Genomic DNA, 16,185 nt, shown 5'->3' with positions numbered 1-16,185 from the left:
GAATCTTCATGGCGCTCAGTTTCATCAAAAAGGTCTTCACCTTCGGCAAGCCGGCTGAAGAGCCCGTGCCTGAGTCCGTGGAAAAGGAGCTCGAGCCGCGCTCGCGCGATGAGGATCTGCCGGTTGCGGAAGATCCGGTGCTGGCCGAAGAGATGGATACAGCCGGCGGGCCGGCGGCGGATGTCGGTGCAGGTGAGGTGGAGGCACCTGTTGCTGAAGATGATGTCGAATCCGCAATCCTGCCCGCCGCCGACCAATTAAGTGATATGGGCGTCGTGCCGCTGTCATTGCTGGAAGCTGAGGCGGCAGCCGAGGTGCAGTCCGAGATCCCGGCGCCCGTCGAAATCGTTGCGGAAATATCCCCCTCTGTCTCTCCGGGACATCTCCCCCACAAGGGGGGAGATCTTTTGGAGCCCAACGCGCCGGAACAGCCGGATGACCTCGAAGACGTCGTCGAAAAGCTTGCGCAAGAGATTCCGACTACGGAAAACGCAGGGCTGGGTTCGTCCTCTCAGCCAATCTCCCCCCTTGTGGGGGAGATGCCCGGCAGGGCAGAGGGGGATGGCCTCACGGCAGAAGCGGAGACCGGCTCTCCCATCCTTCCCAAAGGTTTCGCCACCGGTCCGAAGGTCGCCGAGCCCGAAGCCGTCGCCCCGCAGCCGAAGCTCAGCTGGTTCCAGCGCCTGCGCAACGGCCTGGCGCGCACCTCCTCGCAGCTCACTGGCCAGATCACCGCGCTCTTCACCAAGCGCAAGCTCGATGACGAGACGCTGCAGGATCTCGAAGACCTGCTGATCCAGGCCGATCTCGGCGTCGAAACCGCGCTGCGCGTCACCGATACGCTCGCTTCCGAGCGCTACGGCAAGGACGTCACCGGCGAGGATGTCAGCCGGATCATGGCCTCCGAAATCGCCAAGGTGCTGAAGCCGGTCGCCAAGCCGCTGCAGCTCGATCTCTCGCACAAGCCGCATGTCATCCTCGTCGTCGGCGTCAACGGCACCGGCAAGACGACGACGATCGGCAAGCTGGCGGCGAAGCTTTCCGGAGCCGGGCTGAAGGTGATGCTGGCTGCCGGCGATACGTTCCGTGCGGCGGCGATCGAGCAGCTGAAGATCTGGGCCGAGCGGACCAATTCCGAATTCATCGGCACCAAGCTCGGCGCCGATGCCGCCGGCCTTGCCTATGACGCCTTCGAACAGGCGAAGGCGAAAAAATGCGACGTGCTGATCGTCGATACCGCCGGCCGCTTGCAGAACAAGGCTGAGCTGATGGCCGAGCTCGAGAAGATCGTGCGCGTGCTTGGCAAGCTCGATCCCGACGCACCGCATACCGTGTTGCAGACGCTCGACGCCACGACCGGGCAGAATGCGCTGAGCCAGGTCGAGATCTTCCGCAATGTCGCGGGTGTCAACGGGCTGATCATGACCAAGCTCGATGGCACGGCGCGGGGCGGCATTCTCGTTGCGATCTCCGCCAAGCACAAGCTGCCGGTCTATTTCATCGGTGTCGGCGAGGGTGTCGACGATCTGGAGCCGTTCGAGGCCGAGGATTTCGCCCATGCCATTGCCGGACTTGGACAATGATGCCACAGATATGCCGCCGAAAGCCTGCAAGGGACGGGCGGGAAAACAGGTTTTCAGGAATAGCAGGTTTGAAGAACGCATGACCACCGAAAGCGATATCACCCCGAGTGCGGCCGACCGCCATCATCCGATGCTAAAGCTGGCGCTGGAACTCGGGCCGCTGATGATCTTCTTCTTCGCCAACCTGCGCGGCCAATGGCTGGTGGAAAGATTTCCTGCCCTCGCGGAGCTCGGCGGCCCGCTGTTCGTCGCAACCGCCCTGTTCATGGCGGCGACGGTCCTTTCGCTGGTCGTGTCGAAGATCGTGCTCGGCCATCTGCCGATCATGCCCTTTGTCTCCGGCATCGTCGTCGTCATCTTCGGCTCGCTGTCGATCTGGCTGCAGAACGAGACCTTCATCAAGATGAAGCCGACCATCGTCAACACTCTCTTCGGCGTGGCGCTGCTCGGCGGACTTGCCTTCGGCAGGTCGCTGCTTGGCTATGTCTTCAATGCCGCCTTCCAGCTCGATGCCGTCGGATGGCGCAAGCTTACCATCCGCTGGGGCGTGTTCTTTCTCTTCCTCGCGGTGCTGAATGAAGTCGTCTGGCGCAATTTTTCCGACGATAGCTGGGTCGCCTTCAAGGTCTGGGGCACGATGCCGATCACCATCATCTTCACGCTGGCACAGATGCCGCTGGTGCTGAAGCATAGCATCAACCTGGAAACGGACGGCGAGAAGTGAGCGCTGCGGACTCCGAATATCGAGTGAGACACCAGAGCTTCTGGTTCGTCGCCTGCGTTGCGGTGCTGGTCGCCCAGATTGTCGCCGAATATCTGATGGGCCGCGTGCCGATCTGCGCCTGCGGCTATGTCAAGCTGTGGGAAGGAGGGGTCAATACCAGCGGCAACTCGCAGCATCTGTCGGATTGGTACACACCCTCTCACATCATTCACGGCTTCCTGTTCTTCGGGCTCGCTCACCTGGTCCTGCGCGGCAAGCCGCTGGCGGCAAGGCTGCTGCTGGCGCTCGTCATCGAATCCGCCTGGGAACTGCTCGAGAATTCGCCCCTCATCATCGACCGTTACCGCACGGCGACGATCGCGCTCGATTATTACGGCGACAGCATTCTGAATTCGGCGATGGATACCGTCTTCATGTGCCTCGGCTTCTTCTTCGCCTGGCGCGCGCCGGTGGCGCTGACGGTGGCGATCGCCATCTTCTTCGAGATTTTCACCGGCTATATGATCCGTGACAACCTGACACTCAATGTGCTGATGCTGATCTGGCCGGTCGAGGCGATCAAGGTTTGGCAGGGCGGAGTTTAGGGTCAAAAAAGTCCCCTCCCCAACCCTTCCCACAGGTGGGAGGGTCAAATCTGGGGCATCGCCTCGCTCCTCCAATAAGGTCTGGGGCGTGCTGCAATTTTTCCGGAACCGGGGATTCGCAATCAGCTGAGGTGTGATTCACTGTTCGTGCCGGGAAAGGATGACCGGCATGGATGACGCAACCCTATTCCGAAGATCTTCGCGAGCGGGCGCGGGCCCGATTGAGCGCCGGGCAGACGACGCGGTCGATCGCGGCTGCGGTGTCGAGGGAATCCTTGGCCGAAGCCTTGACGGTCTCCACGCAAAGGGCCTGCCAGATCGCGGCAACCTGAGGCGAAGCCACTGGCTCTAGTTGTGCAGTTTGGTTCGGATGCGATCACGGCGATCGGCAGGCATGCGACCATGCCGGACGAACCAGCGATGGCTGCATAATTTAGGGCAGCGGTCCCCGCAAAAAGCCGATTTTTTGCAGCCGGACGCAAATCTCCAGGCCGCGGCGTAGTAATTGCCCTGACCGCCCTTGGGGCTTCCCGTCCGCGACCGCAAGCGTCCGCTATGAATCGATGGCTTTGGATTGCGAAAATTTTCTCGAAGCGAAAGCCATCTCGCAAAAATCATCTTTGTCTATCAAATTAACAGACAATACGTTGATTCCTCCAAAACAAGGGGTCAAACTGATGAAGCTTACGCTTAGAACATTGCTTGTGGCTGTGGCCGCGCTGTCCTTCTCATTGCCCGCAACGGCGGCCTCCTTGAAGGTCGGCGTTGTTCCTGGCGTGTACGCGGACTCGATTGAAGCCTTGATCCCGGAGGCGAAGGCCAAAGGGCTCGATCTCGAAGTGGTCGAGTTCAGCGATTGGACGACTCCGAATATCGCGCTTCAATCCGGCGACATCGACGTCAACTACTTTCAGCACCAGCCGTTCCTCGACAATGCTACCAGGGAACGTGGCTATGATTTCAAGAGCGCAGGCATCGGCGTGCTTGCTAACATCGGGCTGTACTCGCTCAAGTACAAGAAGTTCGAAGATATCCCCGAAAACGGCAAGGTCGCCATAGCGAACGACCCGGTTAACCAGGGCCGCGGACTTCTACTCCTCCAGCGCGCCGGCCTGCTCAAGCTCAAGGACGGCGTTGGGTTCAAGGGATCGCTTGACGACATCACTGAGAATCCAAAGAACCTGAGTTTCACCGAAGTCGAGGGTCCCCAGCTTGCGCGCGTCACTGGCGATGTTGATCTGGCTCAGGGGTATCCTCACTTTATCGTCGCCTCCAAGGCGTTCGATCCGAGTTCGGGCCTCCTCTACTCAGGTGTCGACGACAAGCAGTTCGCGATCATTTTCGCCGTGAAGTCCGACCGTGTGGAGGATCCGGCCATCAAGGAGTTGGTCACTCTTTACCAGAATTCGCAGGCTGTGAAGGATGCGATCAACAAGGCGTTCGCGTCCGACACCAAGCTCTACACGCTGCCGTGGGTGGCAACGAATTGACCGTCATCTCCGTCAGCAGGGTCGAGCCGATCGAGGCAACTTCGCGGGAAAGCGGTGAAGGTTTGTCGCCCAATCCCGCCCGGGCAATCGCCGTCTCGTTCGACGGCGTGGGAAAGACCTATGATACACACAAGGGCTCCATCCACGCTCTCAAAGGCATCACGATAGATGTCGCACGAGGCTCGATCTTCGGCATCATTGGTCGCAGCGGAGCAGGGAAATCGAGCCTGCTCCGCACTGTGAACCGGCTGGAGACCGCGACCGAGGGCAGCGTCGTCGTAGACGGGGTTGACGTCCGGTCGCTAAGTGACGACGACCTCGTGACATTCCGACGCCGGGTCGGAATGATCTTTCAACACTTCAATTTGCTGTCGGCTAAAACCGTCTGGGGCAATGTCGCGCTCCCTCTGATAGTGGCGGGTGTGCCCAAGCTCGAAATTGACGAGCGCGTTTCTGATGTTTTGCGGCTTGTCGGCCTCGAAGGGAAGCAGGACGCCTATCCCTCGCGTTTGTCAGGTGGGCAGAAACAGAGGGTAGGGATCGCGAGGGCGCTGGTGAACCGACCCGAAATTCTTCTTTGCGACGAGGCGACCTCCGCGCTCGACCCGGAGACCACGCTCTCGATTCTCGAATTGCTTAAAGACATCAATCGCTCGCTCGGCATCACAATCCTGCTGATCACGCACGAGATGAGCGTCGTGCGTGAGATCTGTGATGATGTGGTTGTGCTCGAAGGCGGCCAGGTTGCCGAGGCTGGCAAGACCTGGGAGATTTTCAGCAAGCCCGCCCATGCGGCCACAAAGGCACTGCTCAAGCCGCTGGAACCTGGTATTCCGCGCGATATCGCGGACCGGTTGACCTCTGCGCGCGAGCATTTTCACCAGCGGGCGCTCATTGAACTCACCTACGGGGGCAATGGGCGTGAGGGTATCAAACTTCAGGAGTTGGCGAGGGTCGTCGGCTCAGGGGTGCAGATCGTTCAGAGCATGGTGGACCGGATCCAAGGACACGCGTACGGCCGGATGCTCTTGACTACTAACGCAGACGATCAAGTCGCTCTCTCCAGATTCGAGGGACTTGCAGATAACGTAAGGATACTCGGCTATGTCCGCGATGATGTATGAGCGCCTCTGGCAGGCGCTGCTGGACACCGTTCTTATGGTTGGCACGTCGGCTCTGATCGCGCTCGCCGCCGGTATCCCGCTTGCAGTCTTCCTCGTTCTGGCTGCCCCAGGCGGGCTCATAAAGGCTCCCTATGCCCAACGATCCTTGGCGGCAGTCATCAACGGTTTTAGAGCAACACCATTCATCGTGTTGCTCGTCGCGCTGTTACCCCTCACACGGTTGATTACCGGAACCACAATCGGGGTGTGGGCCGCGGTCGTGCCACTTTCAATAAGTGCGACGCCGTTCTTCGCTAGAATCGCGGAAGTCAGCCTGCGCGAGGTCGATGGCGGGCTTATTGAGGCAGCGCAGGCCATCGGTTGCAGGAGATGGCATATCGTCAGGCACGTCCTGCTTCCGGAGGCGCTTCCTGGAATCGTTGGCGGCTTCACGATTACCGTCGTCAGCATGATCGGTGCCTCAGCGATGGCAGGTGCCGTGGGTGCAGGAGGCCTCGGTGATATGGCAATCCGGTACGGGTATCAGCGTTTTGACACGACCGTTATGGTGGCGGTAATCGCCGTGCTCATTGCCTTGGTCTGTGTCGTACAGCTTGGCGGTGACGCTGTCGTACGCCGCCTGAAGGCACGATGAGGTCAATGATGGCTGACAATGTGTCTCATCGGCCGGTCGAAAATCGACTACCCCGTCCGCCCGCAAAGCCGCATTTGATCACAAGCGACCTCGAGGCGCTGGCGATAGCGGAGAAATTGGCCGCGCGTTTCAAAATCGAGGCGTCGTCGCGAGACCGCGAACGACGACTGCCTTGGGATGAAATAGAGGAATACACTGCGAGCGGTCTTGGCGGTATCACGGTTCCGCGCGAGTTTGGCGGCGCGGATGTCTCGTTGGTAACCGTCGCCAAAGTGTTCGAAATCCTGTGTGAGGCCGATCCATCACTCGGCCAACTTCCCCAAAACCAGTTCGGCGTGCTCGCTTTGCTCCGTGATATCGGGAGCGAGAGCCAAAAGACCCGCATCTTCGGTGACGTGCTCAACGGTCATCGGATTGGAAATGCCGGACCGGAAAAAGGCAGCCAGGTGGTTACGGCGAGCACAACTCGACTATCGATGGTCGACGGAGAGCCGAGGCTCACGGGGAAGCGTTTCTATTCGACCAGTGCAATATTCGCCCATTGGATTCCAACCCGTGCGGTTGATCACGACGATAACCCAGTCCAGGTCTGGCTTCGTCGAGACCAGCCCGGTGTGAAGGTTGTCGACGATTGGTCTTCCTTCGGGCAAAGGACAACGGCAAGCGGATCGGTGGTCTTCGACGACGCGGCGGTCGATCCCGATCTTATTTTCCGGATGGCCGAGTTCAAGGACAGGCCGGGACTCGCCGGTCCCACCTCGCAATTGATACAGGCCGCAATCGATTGCGGCATTGCCGGCGCGGCAATATCCGATGCGGTATCCTTCGTTCGAGACCGGGCACGCCCTTGGGTCGATTTCGGCGGCGAGCGCGCCGCGGACGACCCGACTATCATCCACGAAATCGGAAACCTTTACACGAGCTACCACGCGGCGCAGGAGGTGCTCTATGAGGCTGCTGCCGCGCTAGATGAGATCGCGAGGCGCCCTGTGAGCGACCGTTCCAGCGCAGAGGCTTCTGTAGCGGTGGCGAACGCAAAGATACTCACGACCGAAGTCGCGCTGGAGGCAAGCGAGATGCTTTTCGATCTGGCGGGTTCCTCGGCCACGCGCGCCGCCCACAATCTTGACCGCCATTGGAGGAATGCAAGGACGCACACTCTGCATGATCCGGTTCGTTGGAAGTATCACCTTGTGGGCAATTTCGAACTGAACGACGTTTTGCCCAAGCGGCATCAATGGAACTAGCCATGAGCGATGAAGCAAAAGCCGCCGCGCCGGCCCCTCGGCCGTCAGGTGTCCCGCCGGTCATTGGTAGCCATGAGCAAGCCCTCGAAGTAGCCGGTAAGCTCGCCACCGGTTTTGCGGTGACGGCTTCCGAAAGGGATCGCGGCCGCGACCTTCCCTGGAGCGAGGTTGAACAGTTTTCCCAGAGTGGCCTTTGGGGCGTCACCGTTCCAAAGGATTTCGGCGGCCCGGCGCTCGGCTCCAAGACGGTGACGGATATCATATCGACGATCGGGGCGGCCGACGGATCCCTTTCGCAGATCCCCCAGAACCATTTCTATGCCCTTGAGGTACTACGAGTCGGCGGAAGCTGGGAGCAGAAACGCTTTTTCTACGATCGCGTCCTCGCCGGCGAACGTTTTGGCAATGCGCTTGCGGAGATTGGCAATAAGGATTTCAAAAGAAGAACAACCTTGCGCCGGGAGAACGGCGACTGGATCGTCAACGGGCGCAAATTCTATTCCACCGGGGCGATCTTTGCGCACTGGATACCGACCCTTGCTATCGCGCAACAGGGAGGCAAGCGGGTCTCCTATCTGGTGATGGTCCCAAGGGCATCAGAAGGCGTCGCCGTCATAGACGACTGGGACGGCTTCGGGCAGCGCTTAACCGGGAGCGGCTCCGTACTATTCGACGACGTTCGCGTCGAGGAGCGGTGGATCATACCGTTCCAGGCTTCGTTCGACACGCCGACGACGATCGGGCCTTTCGCCCAGTTGATGCATGCGGCCATTGATTACGGCATCGGCGTCGGAGCACATGAAGAAATGAAGCGCTTCGTCCGCGAGCGAGCCCGGCCGTGGGTTGACGCCAATGTCGGAAGAGCCTCCGACGACCCGCTGACGGTCAGCGCAGTGGGCCAGGTGAACGTCAAGCTAAAAGCCGCCGCGGCATTGTTGCGTCGGGCATCCCGCTTTGTGGATGACGCACAATCCACGCCGACAGAAGCCACGGTAGCCGCGGCATCGGTGGCAGTAGCCGAAGCCAGAATTCTAACGACAAAAGCTGGTTTGCTGGCCGCGACGAAATTGTTCGAATTGTCGGGCACCTCGGCCACGGCGAGCGAGCTTAACCTCGACCGATACTGGCGCAATGTCAGGACGCACACACTCCATGACCCGGTCCGTTGGAAGTACCAGGCCATCGGAAACTATTACCTGAATGAGCGCGCCCCGCCACGACACGGTGCCATCTAGGCCATTTCACGATGACAAAGAAACTCCTGATCAACGCGTTCAACATGAATTCGGTGGGCCACATCAATCACGGTCTATGGGCGCACCCGCGTGATCAATCCCACAAATACAAGACACTCGACTATTGGACGTCGCTTGCGAAGACGCTCGAGCGCGGTCTTTTCGACGGAATTTTCTTGGCCGATATCGTTGGCGTCTACGATGTTTATCAAGGATCAGCCGATCTGACGCTCCGGGAATCGATCCAGCTGCCTGTCAATGATCCACTCTTGCTGATCTCGGCAATGGCGGCCGTGACACGACATCTTGGTTTCGGTGTCACCGTAAACGTGAATGGTGAGCCGCCTTATCTGTTTGCGCGCCGGATGTCGACGCTCGACCACCTTTCTGGTGGTCGGCTCGGGTGGAACATCGTTACCGGCTATCTCGACAGTGCGGCGCGTGCGGTCGGGCAAGATGCGCAGGCGGAGCATGACAGCCGATATGAACGGGCCGACGAGTACCTCGAGGTCCTCTATAAGCTCTGGGAGAGCAGCTGGTCAGACGAGGCCGTCTTGCTGGACAAGCAAGGCCGCAGATACGCCGATCCGAACAGGGTGAGGCCGGTCGTGCACGATGGCCGCTACTACAAGGCCAGCGGTTATCATCTGGCGGAGCCTTCCCCTCAACGCACGCCGGTCCTCTACCAGGCCGGCACCTCCGGTCGTGGAAAGGAATTTGCTGCGAAACACGCGGAATGTGTCTTCATCACGGCAGTCGACAAGGCTGCCGCCCGCAAGACCGCACGCGCCATCCGCGAGGGAGCGGTCAGTGCCGGTCGGAATGCGGACGATGTAAAGATATTCGTCGGCATAACCGTCATAACCGGTGCGACACGGAGCGCGGCGCAGGATCTATACGGGGAATATCTCAGCTATGCCAACCCCGAAGCCGGGCTGGCTCACTTCTCTGCTGGCACCGGGATCGACCTCTCCAGGTTCGGGCTGGACGAACCGATCTCCTACGGAACCTCCAACTCCATCCAATCTGTCACTCAGCTGGCGCAGGAGAAGCGTTGGACGAAGCGTCAGCTTTTGGAGGAACTCAAAATGGGAGGGCGCTATCCACTCATCGTAGGGGATGGCGAGAGCGTGGCGTCGGAGATGATTTCCTGGATGGACGAGGGCGAGATCGACGGCTTCAATCTCACCAGAACTGTGGTTCCGGAGAGCTACGAGGATTTCGTCGATCATGTCGTTCCGAGATTACAGGAGCGCGGACGATACAAAACAGCTTATGCCGACGGTACGCTGAGGAAAAAGCTTTTTGGAGCAGGGGACCGACTGCCAGATCGGCATTTTGCTCGCTCGTTCGCGATCTGACCTCGCATTTCGGTCGGCTCTCGACAGCAACAAGCAGTGAGTTGTCAGAATAGGATTTGGAATGCCGGTGCGACAAGTGAAGCCCCTCCCTGCGGGGATGGGTCTTGCCTGGTGGCTACGACGCCGGTTTTCCCAGCGCCTTTTCCATCGCCGGAAACAGCCCTTCCTTCAGGCTGATATCGTCGAAGGGGCCGACGCGCTTGTAGAGGATGGTGCCGTCGGGGCCGACGAGATAGCTTTCGGGAATGCCGTAGACGCCCCAGTCGATCGCCGCCTTGCCGTTCGGATCGACGCCGATCGCCTTATAGGGATTACCGAGTTCGCCGAGGAAGCGCAGGGCGTTCTCGTTATTGTCCTTGTAATTGATGGCGACGATGTTCAGCCGGCTGTCTTTGGCGAGTTCCTTGAGAATGGGGTGCTCGTCGCGGCAGGGGATGCACCAGGAGGCGAAGACGTTGACGAGGGTCAGCTTGCCGCTGACCGCAGCGTCGGTCAGCGGCGGCAGGTTGGCGCCTTCAAGCGGCGGAAGGTTCAGCGACGGTGCCTTGGTGCCGATCAGGGCGGAGGGAATTTCGGCGATGTTCTTGCCGTGGAAATCCTGGTCGTAGAGCATCTTCGCAGCCGTCGCGGCAATACCGCCGAAGACGATCAGCGGCAGAAGCGCCAACGCATAGCGGCCAAATCCGCCTGGCTTGACAGTCTTGGTGTCGGGTGTCTTGCTCATTTGCCATCCTTTGGCCGCGCCGATCGGCGGCGGATACCGGCGGCTTCGAGGCTCGCAAGCTCGCGGCGGCGCGCCCGACCGTCGGCCCAGGTCCACAGGATGACGGCGATCGTCACCAGTGCGGCTATGCCATAGGATGCATAGACATAGAAAGCGTGGGTCATGGCCTATTCCTCCCGGCTGGCCATGCGGGCGGCGAGACGGCGCTGGGCGGCGACGCGGCGGCGCCAGATCTCGTTTCTCATCGCCATGACGTGCAGCGTGAAGAAGAGCAGCGTGAAGGCGATGGCCATGACAAAGAGCGGGCGCAGGAATTCTAGATCGATCGCCGGGCCATCGAGGCGCATCACGCTTGCCGGCTGATGCAGCGTGTTCCACCAGTCGACGGAAAACTTGATGATCGGGATGTTGACGAAGCCGACCAGAATCAGCACGGCGGAGACGCGTGCCGCCCGTGACGGATCGTCGATGGCGCGGCTCAGCGCAATGAGGCCGAGATACATCAAGAAGAGGATGAAGACGGAGGTGAGCCTCGCATCCCAGACCCACCAGGTGCCCCACATCGGCTTGCCCCACAGCGAACCGGTGATGAGCGCCACCAGCGTAAAGGCGGCGCCGAGCGGGGCTGCGGCCTTGGCGGAGACATCGGCGAGCGGGTGGCGCCAGACCAGCGTGCCGATGGCCGAGAGGCTCATGATCGTGTAGCACATCATCGAAAGCCAGGCAGCGGGCACATGGATATACATGATGCGCACGGTCTCGCCCTGCTGGTAATCGCCTTCGGTTGCAAAGCTCAGATAAAGGCCGACCGCAAAACAGAGGGTGGTGATGCCGCCCATCCAGGGAATGATGCGCGCGGCCAGCGCCAGGAACCGAGTCGGATTGGCGAGATCGCTGATTTTGCTGATGGCAAGGCTGGTTTGGCTCATGAGCGCTTCCTTACCTTGATCCGGCTTTTCCCGCAATCGATAGGCATTCAATCCGACGTGTTTCGCAGCGCCAGAGCGGCGGCGGCGGGGCCGATGACCGCGAAGAAGAGCGTCAGTGCGATCAATATCAGGAAGGGCGGCAGGAATGGCGCCGGCTCTTCGACCGCGGCATAAGTGGCGCTGACGCCGAAGATCAGCACGGGGATCGTCAGCGGCAGCACGAGGATTGACACCAGCAGGCCGCCGCGGGGCAGGGCGACGGCGACGGCAGCGCCAACCGCGCCGATGAAGGTAATAGCGGGCGAGCCGACGAAGAGCGTCAGCATGGTCGCGCCGATCGCCGTCTCGTCCATGTTCATGAACAGGCCGAGCAGCGGCGAGGCGATAACCAGCGGCAGGCTGGTGGCAGTCCAGTGAGCGGAGCATTTGAGGAGCACGGTGAGCACAAGCGGCGTTTCCTGCATCAGCATCAGGTCGAGCGATCCGTCATCGCGCTCGGCCTGGAACAGGCGGTCGAGACCGAGAAGGGCGGCGAGCAGCGCGCCGATCCAGACGATGGCCGGGCCGATGCGCGAAAGCAGCTTGAGGTCGGGGCCGACGCCGAATGGGATCACGGCAACGACGGTCAGGAAGAACAGCACGCCGATCAGTGCGCCGCCGCCCGCGCGGATGGAGAGTTTGAGGTCGCGGAGGAAGAGGGCCGTCATGCAGGGGGACTCTTTGCAGGGCAGAGGGGGGTAACCATACCGAGAAACATCAACCCCATACCCCCTGATCCACGCCGGCAAAGCCCGTCATCTTCATCTCCTGCACATTCTTCAATCCCAGCGGCTGATGCGTCGCCGCGAGCACAATGCCGCCCTTGGCCAGGTGGGTTTCGATCAATCCCGCAAACAGCCGGTCGGCGCTGGCGTCCAAGGCCGCTGTCGGTTCGTCGAGGATCCAGACGGGGCGGTGCGCGACGAGCAGCTTGGCGAAGGCGAAGCGGCGCTGCTGGCCGGCGGAGAGATAACCGAAGGGAAGGTGGGTGATTCCCGAGAGGCCGACTGCTTCGGCGGCGTCTTCGAGAGGGAGGCCGGCGGTGGCGGGATGGCCAAGGAAGGACTGCCAGAATTCCAAGTTCTCCACAACCGTGAGTTCATTCTTCATCGCGTTTCGATGGCCCAGGTAGTGGCTGACCTCGCCCGGATGGCGGCCTTGCGGGCTCTCTTCATCGCGGAAGAGGACGGTGCCCTTTTCGGGCTTGAGGAGACCGGCGGCAACGCGCAGCAAAGTGGATTTTCCTGATCCATTTTTGCCGGTCAGGACAAGCGCCTCTCCTGCCGTCAAGTGAAAGGAAACGTTTACGAAAATGAGATCCTCACCGCGCCTTGCAGCCAGATTTTCGGCGGTAAGTTGCATGTGCGGGCTCTTTCTTCGTTGCGGCTTTCGGAAGGCTCAAAAAATGTCTGGTTTGGCAGTGCTCGGGTATGGCAAGTTTTTAGGAAATTATCTATAAGACCGGCAACCACGCCAGCGGTCGGCGTGAATTTCATCCTTGCGCCGAACTTGGAGCATCTGCTTCACGTGCGGACAGCGGAAATGGCCGTACCCGCATCCTGATGTGCATTAAGTGCATAGGCGTTCGCACGACTGTGTTGGCTATCAGAACGGGGTTTCTCGTGTCTAAATCTCTTGACAGTTTCAATTGTCGTTCCACGCTTTCCGTGAACGGGAAGGACTATGTCTATTACAGCCTGCCCAAGGCTGAGGCAAACGGTCTGGCCGGCGTATCGAAGCTTCCCTATTCGATGAAGGTGCTGCTCGAAAACCTGCTGCGCTTCGAGGACGGCCAGTCGGTCACCAAGGAGCATATCCTCGCCGTTGCGGAGTGGCTGAACAACAAGGGTGCGGTCGAGAACGAAATTGCCTATCGCCCGGCGCGCGTGCTGATGCAGGACTTCACCGGCGTTCCCGCCGTTGTCGATCTTGCCGCGATGCGCGACGCGATGGTGTCCCTCGGCGGCGATCCCGAGAAGATCAACCCGCTCGTTCCTGTCGATCTCGTCATCGACCACTCCGTCATCGTCGATGAATTCGGCACGCCGCAGGCCTTCGCCAAGAACGTCGAGCTGGAATATCAGCGCAACGGCGAGCGCTACCGCTTCCTGAAGTGGGGCCAACAGGCGTTCAAGAATTTCCGCGTCGTGCCTCCCGGCACCGGCATCTGTCATCAGGTCAATCTCGAATATCTCGGCCAGACCGTCTGGACCAAGGAAGAAGACGGCGAGACGATCGCCTATCCCGATACCTGCGTCGGCACCGACAGCCATACGACGATGATTAACGGTCTCGGCGTTCTCGGCTGGGGCGTGGGCGGTATCGAAGCGGAAGCGGCGATGCTCGGCCAGCCGGTCTCGATGCTTCTGCCTGAAGTCATTGGCTTCAAGCTGACCGGCAAGCTCAAGGAAGGTGTCACCGCGACCGACCTCGTTCTCACCGTCGTGCAGATGCTGCGCAAGAAGGGCGTCGTTTCCAAGTTCGTCGAGTTCTTCGGTCCCGGCATGGACAACATGCCGCTCGCCGACCGCGCGACGATCGGCAATATGGGCCCGGAATACGGCGCCACCTGCGGCTTCTTCCCGGTCGATGGCGAAACCATCAACTACCTCACCATGTCCGGCCGCACCCATGACCGGATCGCGCTTGTCGAAGCCTATTCGAAGGCCCAGGGGATGTGGCGCGAAGGCGACGGCTCGGACCTCGTCTTCACCGACACGCTGGAACTCGACCTTGGCGACGTCGTGCCGTCGATGGCTGGCCCCAAGCGTCCGGAAGGCCGTATCGCGCTCGAAAACATCGCTTCCGGTTTCGCGACGTCGATGGAAGCCGACTACAAGAAGCCCGGCCAGCTCGCCAACCGCTATGCGGTCGAAGGCACGGATTTCGATCTCGGCCATGGCGACGTCGCGATTGCCGCCATCACCTCCTGCACCAACACCTCCAACCCGTCGGTGCTGATCGCTGCCGGTCTTCTCGCCCGCAACGCCGTTGCCAAGGGCCTGAAGACCAAGCCGTGGGTCAAGACCTCGCTGGCGCCCGGAAGCCAAGTCGTCGGCGAATATCTTGCGAAGTCCGGCCTGCAGGCCGATCTCGACAAGCTCGGCTTCAACCTCGTCGGCTTCGGCTGCACCACCTGCATCGGCAATTCCGGCCCGCTGCCGGCGCCGATCTCGAAGACGATCAACGACAAGGGCCTGATCGTATCGGGCGTGCTCTCCGGCAACCGTAACTTCGAGGGCCGTATTTCACCCGACGTCCAGGCGAACTATCTCGCGTCGCCGCCGCTCGTGGTCGCCTATGCGCTCGCCGGCACCGTCCAGAAGGACCTGACGAAGGAGCCGATCGGCGAAGACCAGAACGGCAATCCCGTCTATCTCAAAGATATCTGGCCGACCTCGCACGAGGTGCAGGAGTTCATCCAGAAGTACGTTACCCGCGAACTCTACGAAACCAAGTATGCCGACGTCTTCAAGGGTGACGCCAACTGGCAGGCCGTCCAGGTCCCGCCGGGCCAGACCTATGCCTGGGACGACAATTCGACCTATGTCCAGAACCCGCCCTACTTCGTCGGCATGGGCAAGAAGGGCACCGGCGTCGCAGACATCAAGGGCGCGCGCGTGCTCGGCCTGTTCGGCGACAAGATCACCACCGACCACATTTCTCCGGCCGGTTCGATCAAGGCGACTTCGCCGGCAGGCGCCTACCTCATCGGACACGATGTCGCCGTTGCCGACTTCAACCAGTACGGCACGCGCCGCGGTAATCATGAAGTGATGATGCGCGGCACCTTCGCCAATATCCGCATCCGCAACCACATGCTCGGCCCGAACGGCAAGGAAGGTGGTTACACCATCCACTATCCGTCGAAGGAAGAGACCTCGATCTATGACGCCGCGATGCAGTACAAGGCCGAAGGCGTGCCTCTCGTCATCTTCGCCGGCGTGGAATACGGCAACGGCTCCTCGCGCGACTGGGCTGCCAAGGGCACCAACCTGCTCGGCGTCAAGGCGGTGATCGCCCAGTCCTTCGAGCGCATCCATCGCTCGAACCTGGTCGGCATGGGCGTCATCCCCTTCGTCTTCGAAGAGGGCACGACATGGCAGAGCCTCGGCCTCAAGGGTGATGAACTCGTCACCATCGAAGGGCTTGATAAGATCAAGCCGCGCGAGCGGAAGATCGCCAAGATCACCTATGGGGACGGCTCCGTGAAGGAAGTACCGCTGCTGTCGCGCGTCGATACGCTCGACGAGGTGATCTACCTCAACAATGGCGGCATCCTGCAGACGGTTCTGCGCGACCTCGCTGCCTGATTGTCGAGCATGATGCCGAAAAGTGTGAGCGGTTTTCGGACAACATCATGCTCTGCTTCTTTGATGTAGATCCGGATTCAGATTTTAGGCCCTGAAATCATCCGGATCCAAGAGCTTCCCATGATAATGGCCGCCGGAGAGCAATTTCCGGCGGCTTTTCTTACGGCGATAGTGTTTGATCGGTCTCACGATGATTTG

The 16,185-nt window shown here is 60.4% G+C and carries 16 protein-coding genes; 11 read left to right on the top strand and 5 right to left on the bottom strand.

Annotated elements, in window-relative coordinates:
• Positions 1-8: 8 nt before the first annotated feature.
• From ftsY to J0663_RS07700, 10 genes are all read left to right on the top strand, one after another.
• Positions 9-1,583 (top strand): signal recognition particle-docking protein FtsY, encoded by a 1,575-nt coding sequence (gene ftsY, locus J0663_RS07745; protein WP_207243843.1) that lies wholly within the window; start codon positions 9-11, stop codon positions 1,581-1,583.
• Positions 1,584-1,662: 79 nt separating this feature from the next.
• On the top strand, positions 1,663-2,307 hold the full coding sequence (locus tag J0663_RS07740) for a septation protein A (RefSeq protein ID WP_207243842.1): 645 nt from the start codon (positions 1,663-1,665) through the stop codon (positions 2,305-2,307).
• Complete coding sequence (locus J0663_RS07735; protein ID WP_207243841.1) at positions 2,304-2,891, top strand: DUF2585 domain-containing protein; 588 nt, start codon at positions 2,304-2,306, stop codon at positions 2,889-2,891. Before J0663_RS07740 ends, J0663_RS07735 begins: the two co-directional genes overlap by 4 nt.
• 173 nt (positions 2,892-3,064) lie before the next feature.
• Entirely contained in the window at positions 3,065-3,223 is a 159-nt protein-coding gene (locus J0663_RS07730) for a hypothetical protein (protein ID WP_207243840.1), read from the top strand.
• Between the two features lie 345 nt (positions 3,224-3,568).
• Positions 3,569-4,381: a MetQ/NlpA family ABC transporter substrate-binding protein gene (locus J0663_RS07725; protein ID WP_207243839.1), complete on the top strand. Its 813-nt coding sequence runs from the start codon at positions 3,569-3,571 to the stop codon at positions 4,379-4,381.
• Positions 4,378-5,505 (top strand): methionine ABC transporter ATP-binding protein, encoded by a 1,128-nt coding sequence (locus tag J0663_RS07720; protein ID WP_259666140.1) that lies wholly within the window; start codon positions 4,378-4,380, stop codon positions 5,503-5,505. The genes J0663_RS07725 and J0663_RS07720 overlap by 4 nt, the downstream gene beginning before the upstream one ends.
• The gene (locus tag J0663_RS07715; RefSeq protein WP_207243837.1) at positions 5,486-6,139 is read left to right on the top strand and encodes a methionine ABC transporter permease; all 654 of its coding nucleotides are present in this window, start codon (positions 5,486-5,488) and stop codon (positions 6,137-6,139) included. Before J0663_RS07720 ends, J0663_RS07715 begins: the two co-directional genes overlap by 20 nt.
• 8 nt (positions 6,140-6,147) lie before the next feature.
• Positions 6,148-7,386: an SfnB family sulfur acquisition oxidoreductase gene (locus J0663_RS07710; protein ID WP_246590382.1), complete on the top strand. Its 1,239-nt coding sequence runs from the start codon at positions 6,148-6,150 to the stop codon at positions 7,384-7,386.
• A 2-nt stretch (positions 7,387-7,388) separates the two neighbouring features.
• Positions 7,389-8,621, top strand: coding sequence for an SfnB family sulfur acquisition oxidoreductase (locus J0663_RS07705; RefSeq protein WP_207243835.1), 1,233 nt, complete (start codon positions 7,389-7,391; stop codon positions 8,619-8,621).
• Between the two features lie 11 nt (positions 8,622-8,632).
• On the top strand, positions 8,633-9,982 hold the full coding sequence (locus J0663_RS07700; RefSeq protein WP_207243834.1) for an LLM class flavin-dependent oxidoreductase: 1,350 nt from the start codon (positions 8,633-8,635) through the stop codon (positions 9,980-9,982).
• Positions 9,983-10,097: 115 nt separating this feature from the next.
• Here the strand turns inward: J0663_RS07700 and J0663_RS07695 are convergent, their stop codons facing one another.
• Genes J0663_RS07695 through ccmA form a run of 5 tightly spaced genes read right to left on the bottom strand, consistent with a single transcriptional unit; the run spans position 10,098 to position 13,036 of the window.
• A complete protein-coding gene (locus J0663_RS07695) occupies positions 10,098-10,706 on the bottom strand; it encodes a DsbE family thiol:disulfide interchange protein (protein WP_207243833.1) in 609 nt (202 codons plus the stop codon).
• On the bottom strand, positions 10,703-10,870 hold the full coding sequence (ccmD, locus tag J0663_RS07690) for a heme exporter protein CcmD (RefSeq protein ID WP_207243832.1): 168 nt from the start codon (positions 10,868-10,870) through the stop codon (positions 10,703-10,705). Before ccmD ends, J0663_RS07695 begins: the two co-directional genes overlap by 4 nt.
• Before the next feature lie 3 nt (positions 10,871-10,873).
• On the bottom strand, positions 10,874-11,635 hold the full coding sequence (locus J0663_RS07685; protein WP_207243831.1) for a heme ABC transporter permease: 762 nt from the start codon (positions 11,633-11,635) through the stop codon (positions 10,874-10,876).
• A 47-nt stretch (positions 11,636-11,682) separates the two neighbouring features.
• Entirely contained in the window at positions 11,683-12,342 is a 660-nt protein-coding gene (ccmB, locus tag J0663_RS07680) for a heme exporter protein CcmB (RefSeq protein ID WP_207243830.1), read from the bottom strand.
• 49 nt (positions 12,343-12,391) lie between these two features.
• Complete coding sequence (ccmA, locus tag J0663_RS07675) at positions 12,392-13,036, bottom strand: heme ABC exporter ATP-binding protein CcmA (RefSeq protein WP_207243829.1); 645 nt, start codon at positions 13,034-13,036, stop codon at positions 12,392-12,394.
• 260 nt (positions 13,037-13,296) lie between these two features.
• Here ccmA and acnA point away from each other — a divergent pair, with 260 nt between their 5' ends.
• The gene (acnA, locus tag J0663_RS07670) at positions 13,297-15,987 is read left to right on the top strand and encodes an aconitate hydratase AcnA (protein WP_207243828.1); all 2,691 of its coding nucleotides are present in this window, start codon (positions 13,297-13,299) and stop codon (positions 15,985-15,987) included.
• Positions 15,988-16,185 lie beyond the last annotated feature (198 nt).

It is taken from the genome of Rhizobium lentis, from assembly GCF_017352135.1.
In the GTDB taxonomy this organism is placed as follows: Bacteria; Pseudomonadota; Alphaproteobacteria; order Rhizobiales; family Rhizobiaceae; genus Rhizobium; species Rhizobium lentis.
Note: the sequence above shows the minus strand (reverse complement) of the source record. Positions and strands in the feature narration are given on the sequence as shown.

What these genes read in the sequence shown, in the direction of transcription:
- ftsY (WP_207243843.1), top strand. Translation starts at nt 9, where the DNA reads ATGGCGCTCAGTTTCATCAAAAAGGTCTTCACCTTCGGCAAGCCGGCT.
- J0663_RS07740 (WP_207243842.1), top strand. Translation starts at nt 1,663, where the DNA reads ATGACCACCGAAAGCGATATCACCCCGAGTGCGGCCGACCGCCATCAT.
- J0663_RS07730 (WP_207243840.1), top strand. Translation starts at nt 3,065, where the DNA reads ATGACGCAACCCTATTCCGAAGATCTTCGCGAGCGGGCGCGGGCCCGA.
- J0663_RS07725 (WP_207243839.1), top strand. Translation starts at nt 3,569, where the DNA reads ATGAAGCTTACGCTTAGAACATTGCTTGTGGCTGTGGCCGCGCTGTCC.
- J0663_RS07715 (WP_207243837.1), top strand. Translation starts at nt 5,486, where the DNA reads ATGTCCGCGATGATGTATGAGCGCCTCTGGCAGGCGCTGCTGGACACC.
- J0663_RS07710 (WP_246590382.1), top strand. Translation starts at nt 6,148, where the DNA reads ATGGCTGACAATGTGTCTCATCGGCCGGTCGAAAATCGACTACCCCGT.
- J0663_RS07705 (WP_207243835.1), top strand. Translation starts at nt 7,389, where the DNA reads ATGAGCGATGAAGCAAAAGCCGCCGCGCCGGCCCCTCGGCCGTCAGGT.
- J0663_RS07700 (WP_207243834.1), top strand. Translation starts at nt 8,633, where the DNA reads ATGACAAAGAAACTCCTGATCAACGCGTTCAACATGAATTCGGTGGGC.
- J0663_RS07695 (WP_207243833.1), bottom strand. Translation starts at nt 10,706, where the DNA reads ATGAGCAAGACACCCGACACCAAGACTGTCAAGCCAGGCGGATTTGGC.
- ccmD (WP_207243832.1), bottom strand. Translation starts at nt 10,870, where the DNA reads ATGACCCACGCTTTCTATGTCTATGCATCCTATGGCATAGCCGCACTG.
- J0663_RS07685 (WP_207243831.1), bottom strand. Translation starts at nt 11,635, where the DNA reads ATGAGCCAAACCAGCCTTGCCATCAGCAAAATCAGCGATCTCGCCAAT.
- ccmB (WP_207243830.1), bottom strand. Translation starts at nt 12,342, where the DNA reads ATGACGGCCCTCTTCCTCCGCGACCTCAAACTCTCCATCCGCGCGGGC.
- ccmA (WP_207243829.1), bottom strand. Translation starts at nt 13,036, where the DNA reads ATGCAACTTACCGCCGAAAATCTGGCTGCAAGGCGCGGTGAGGATCTC.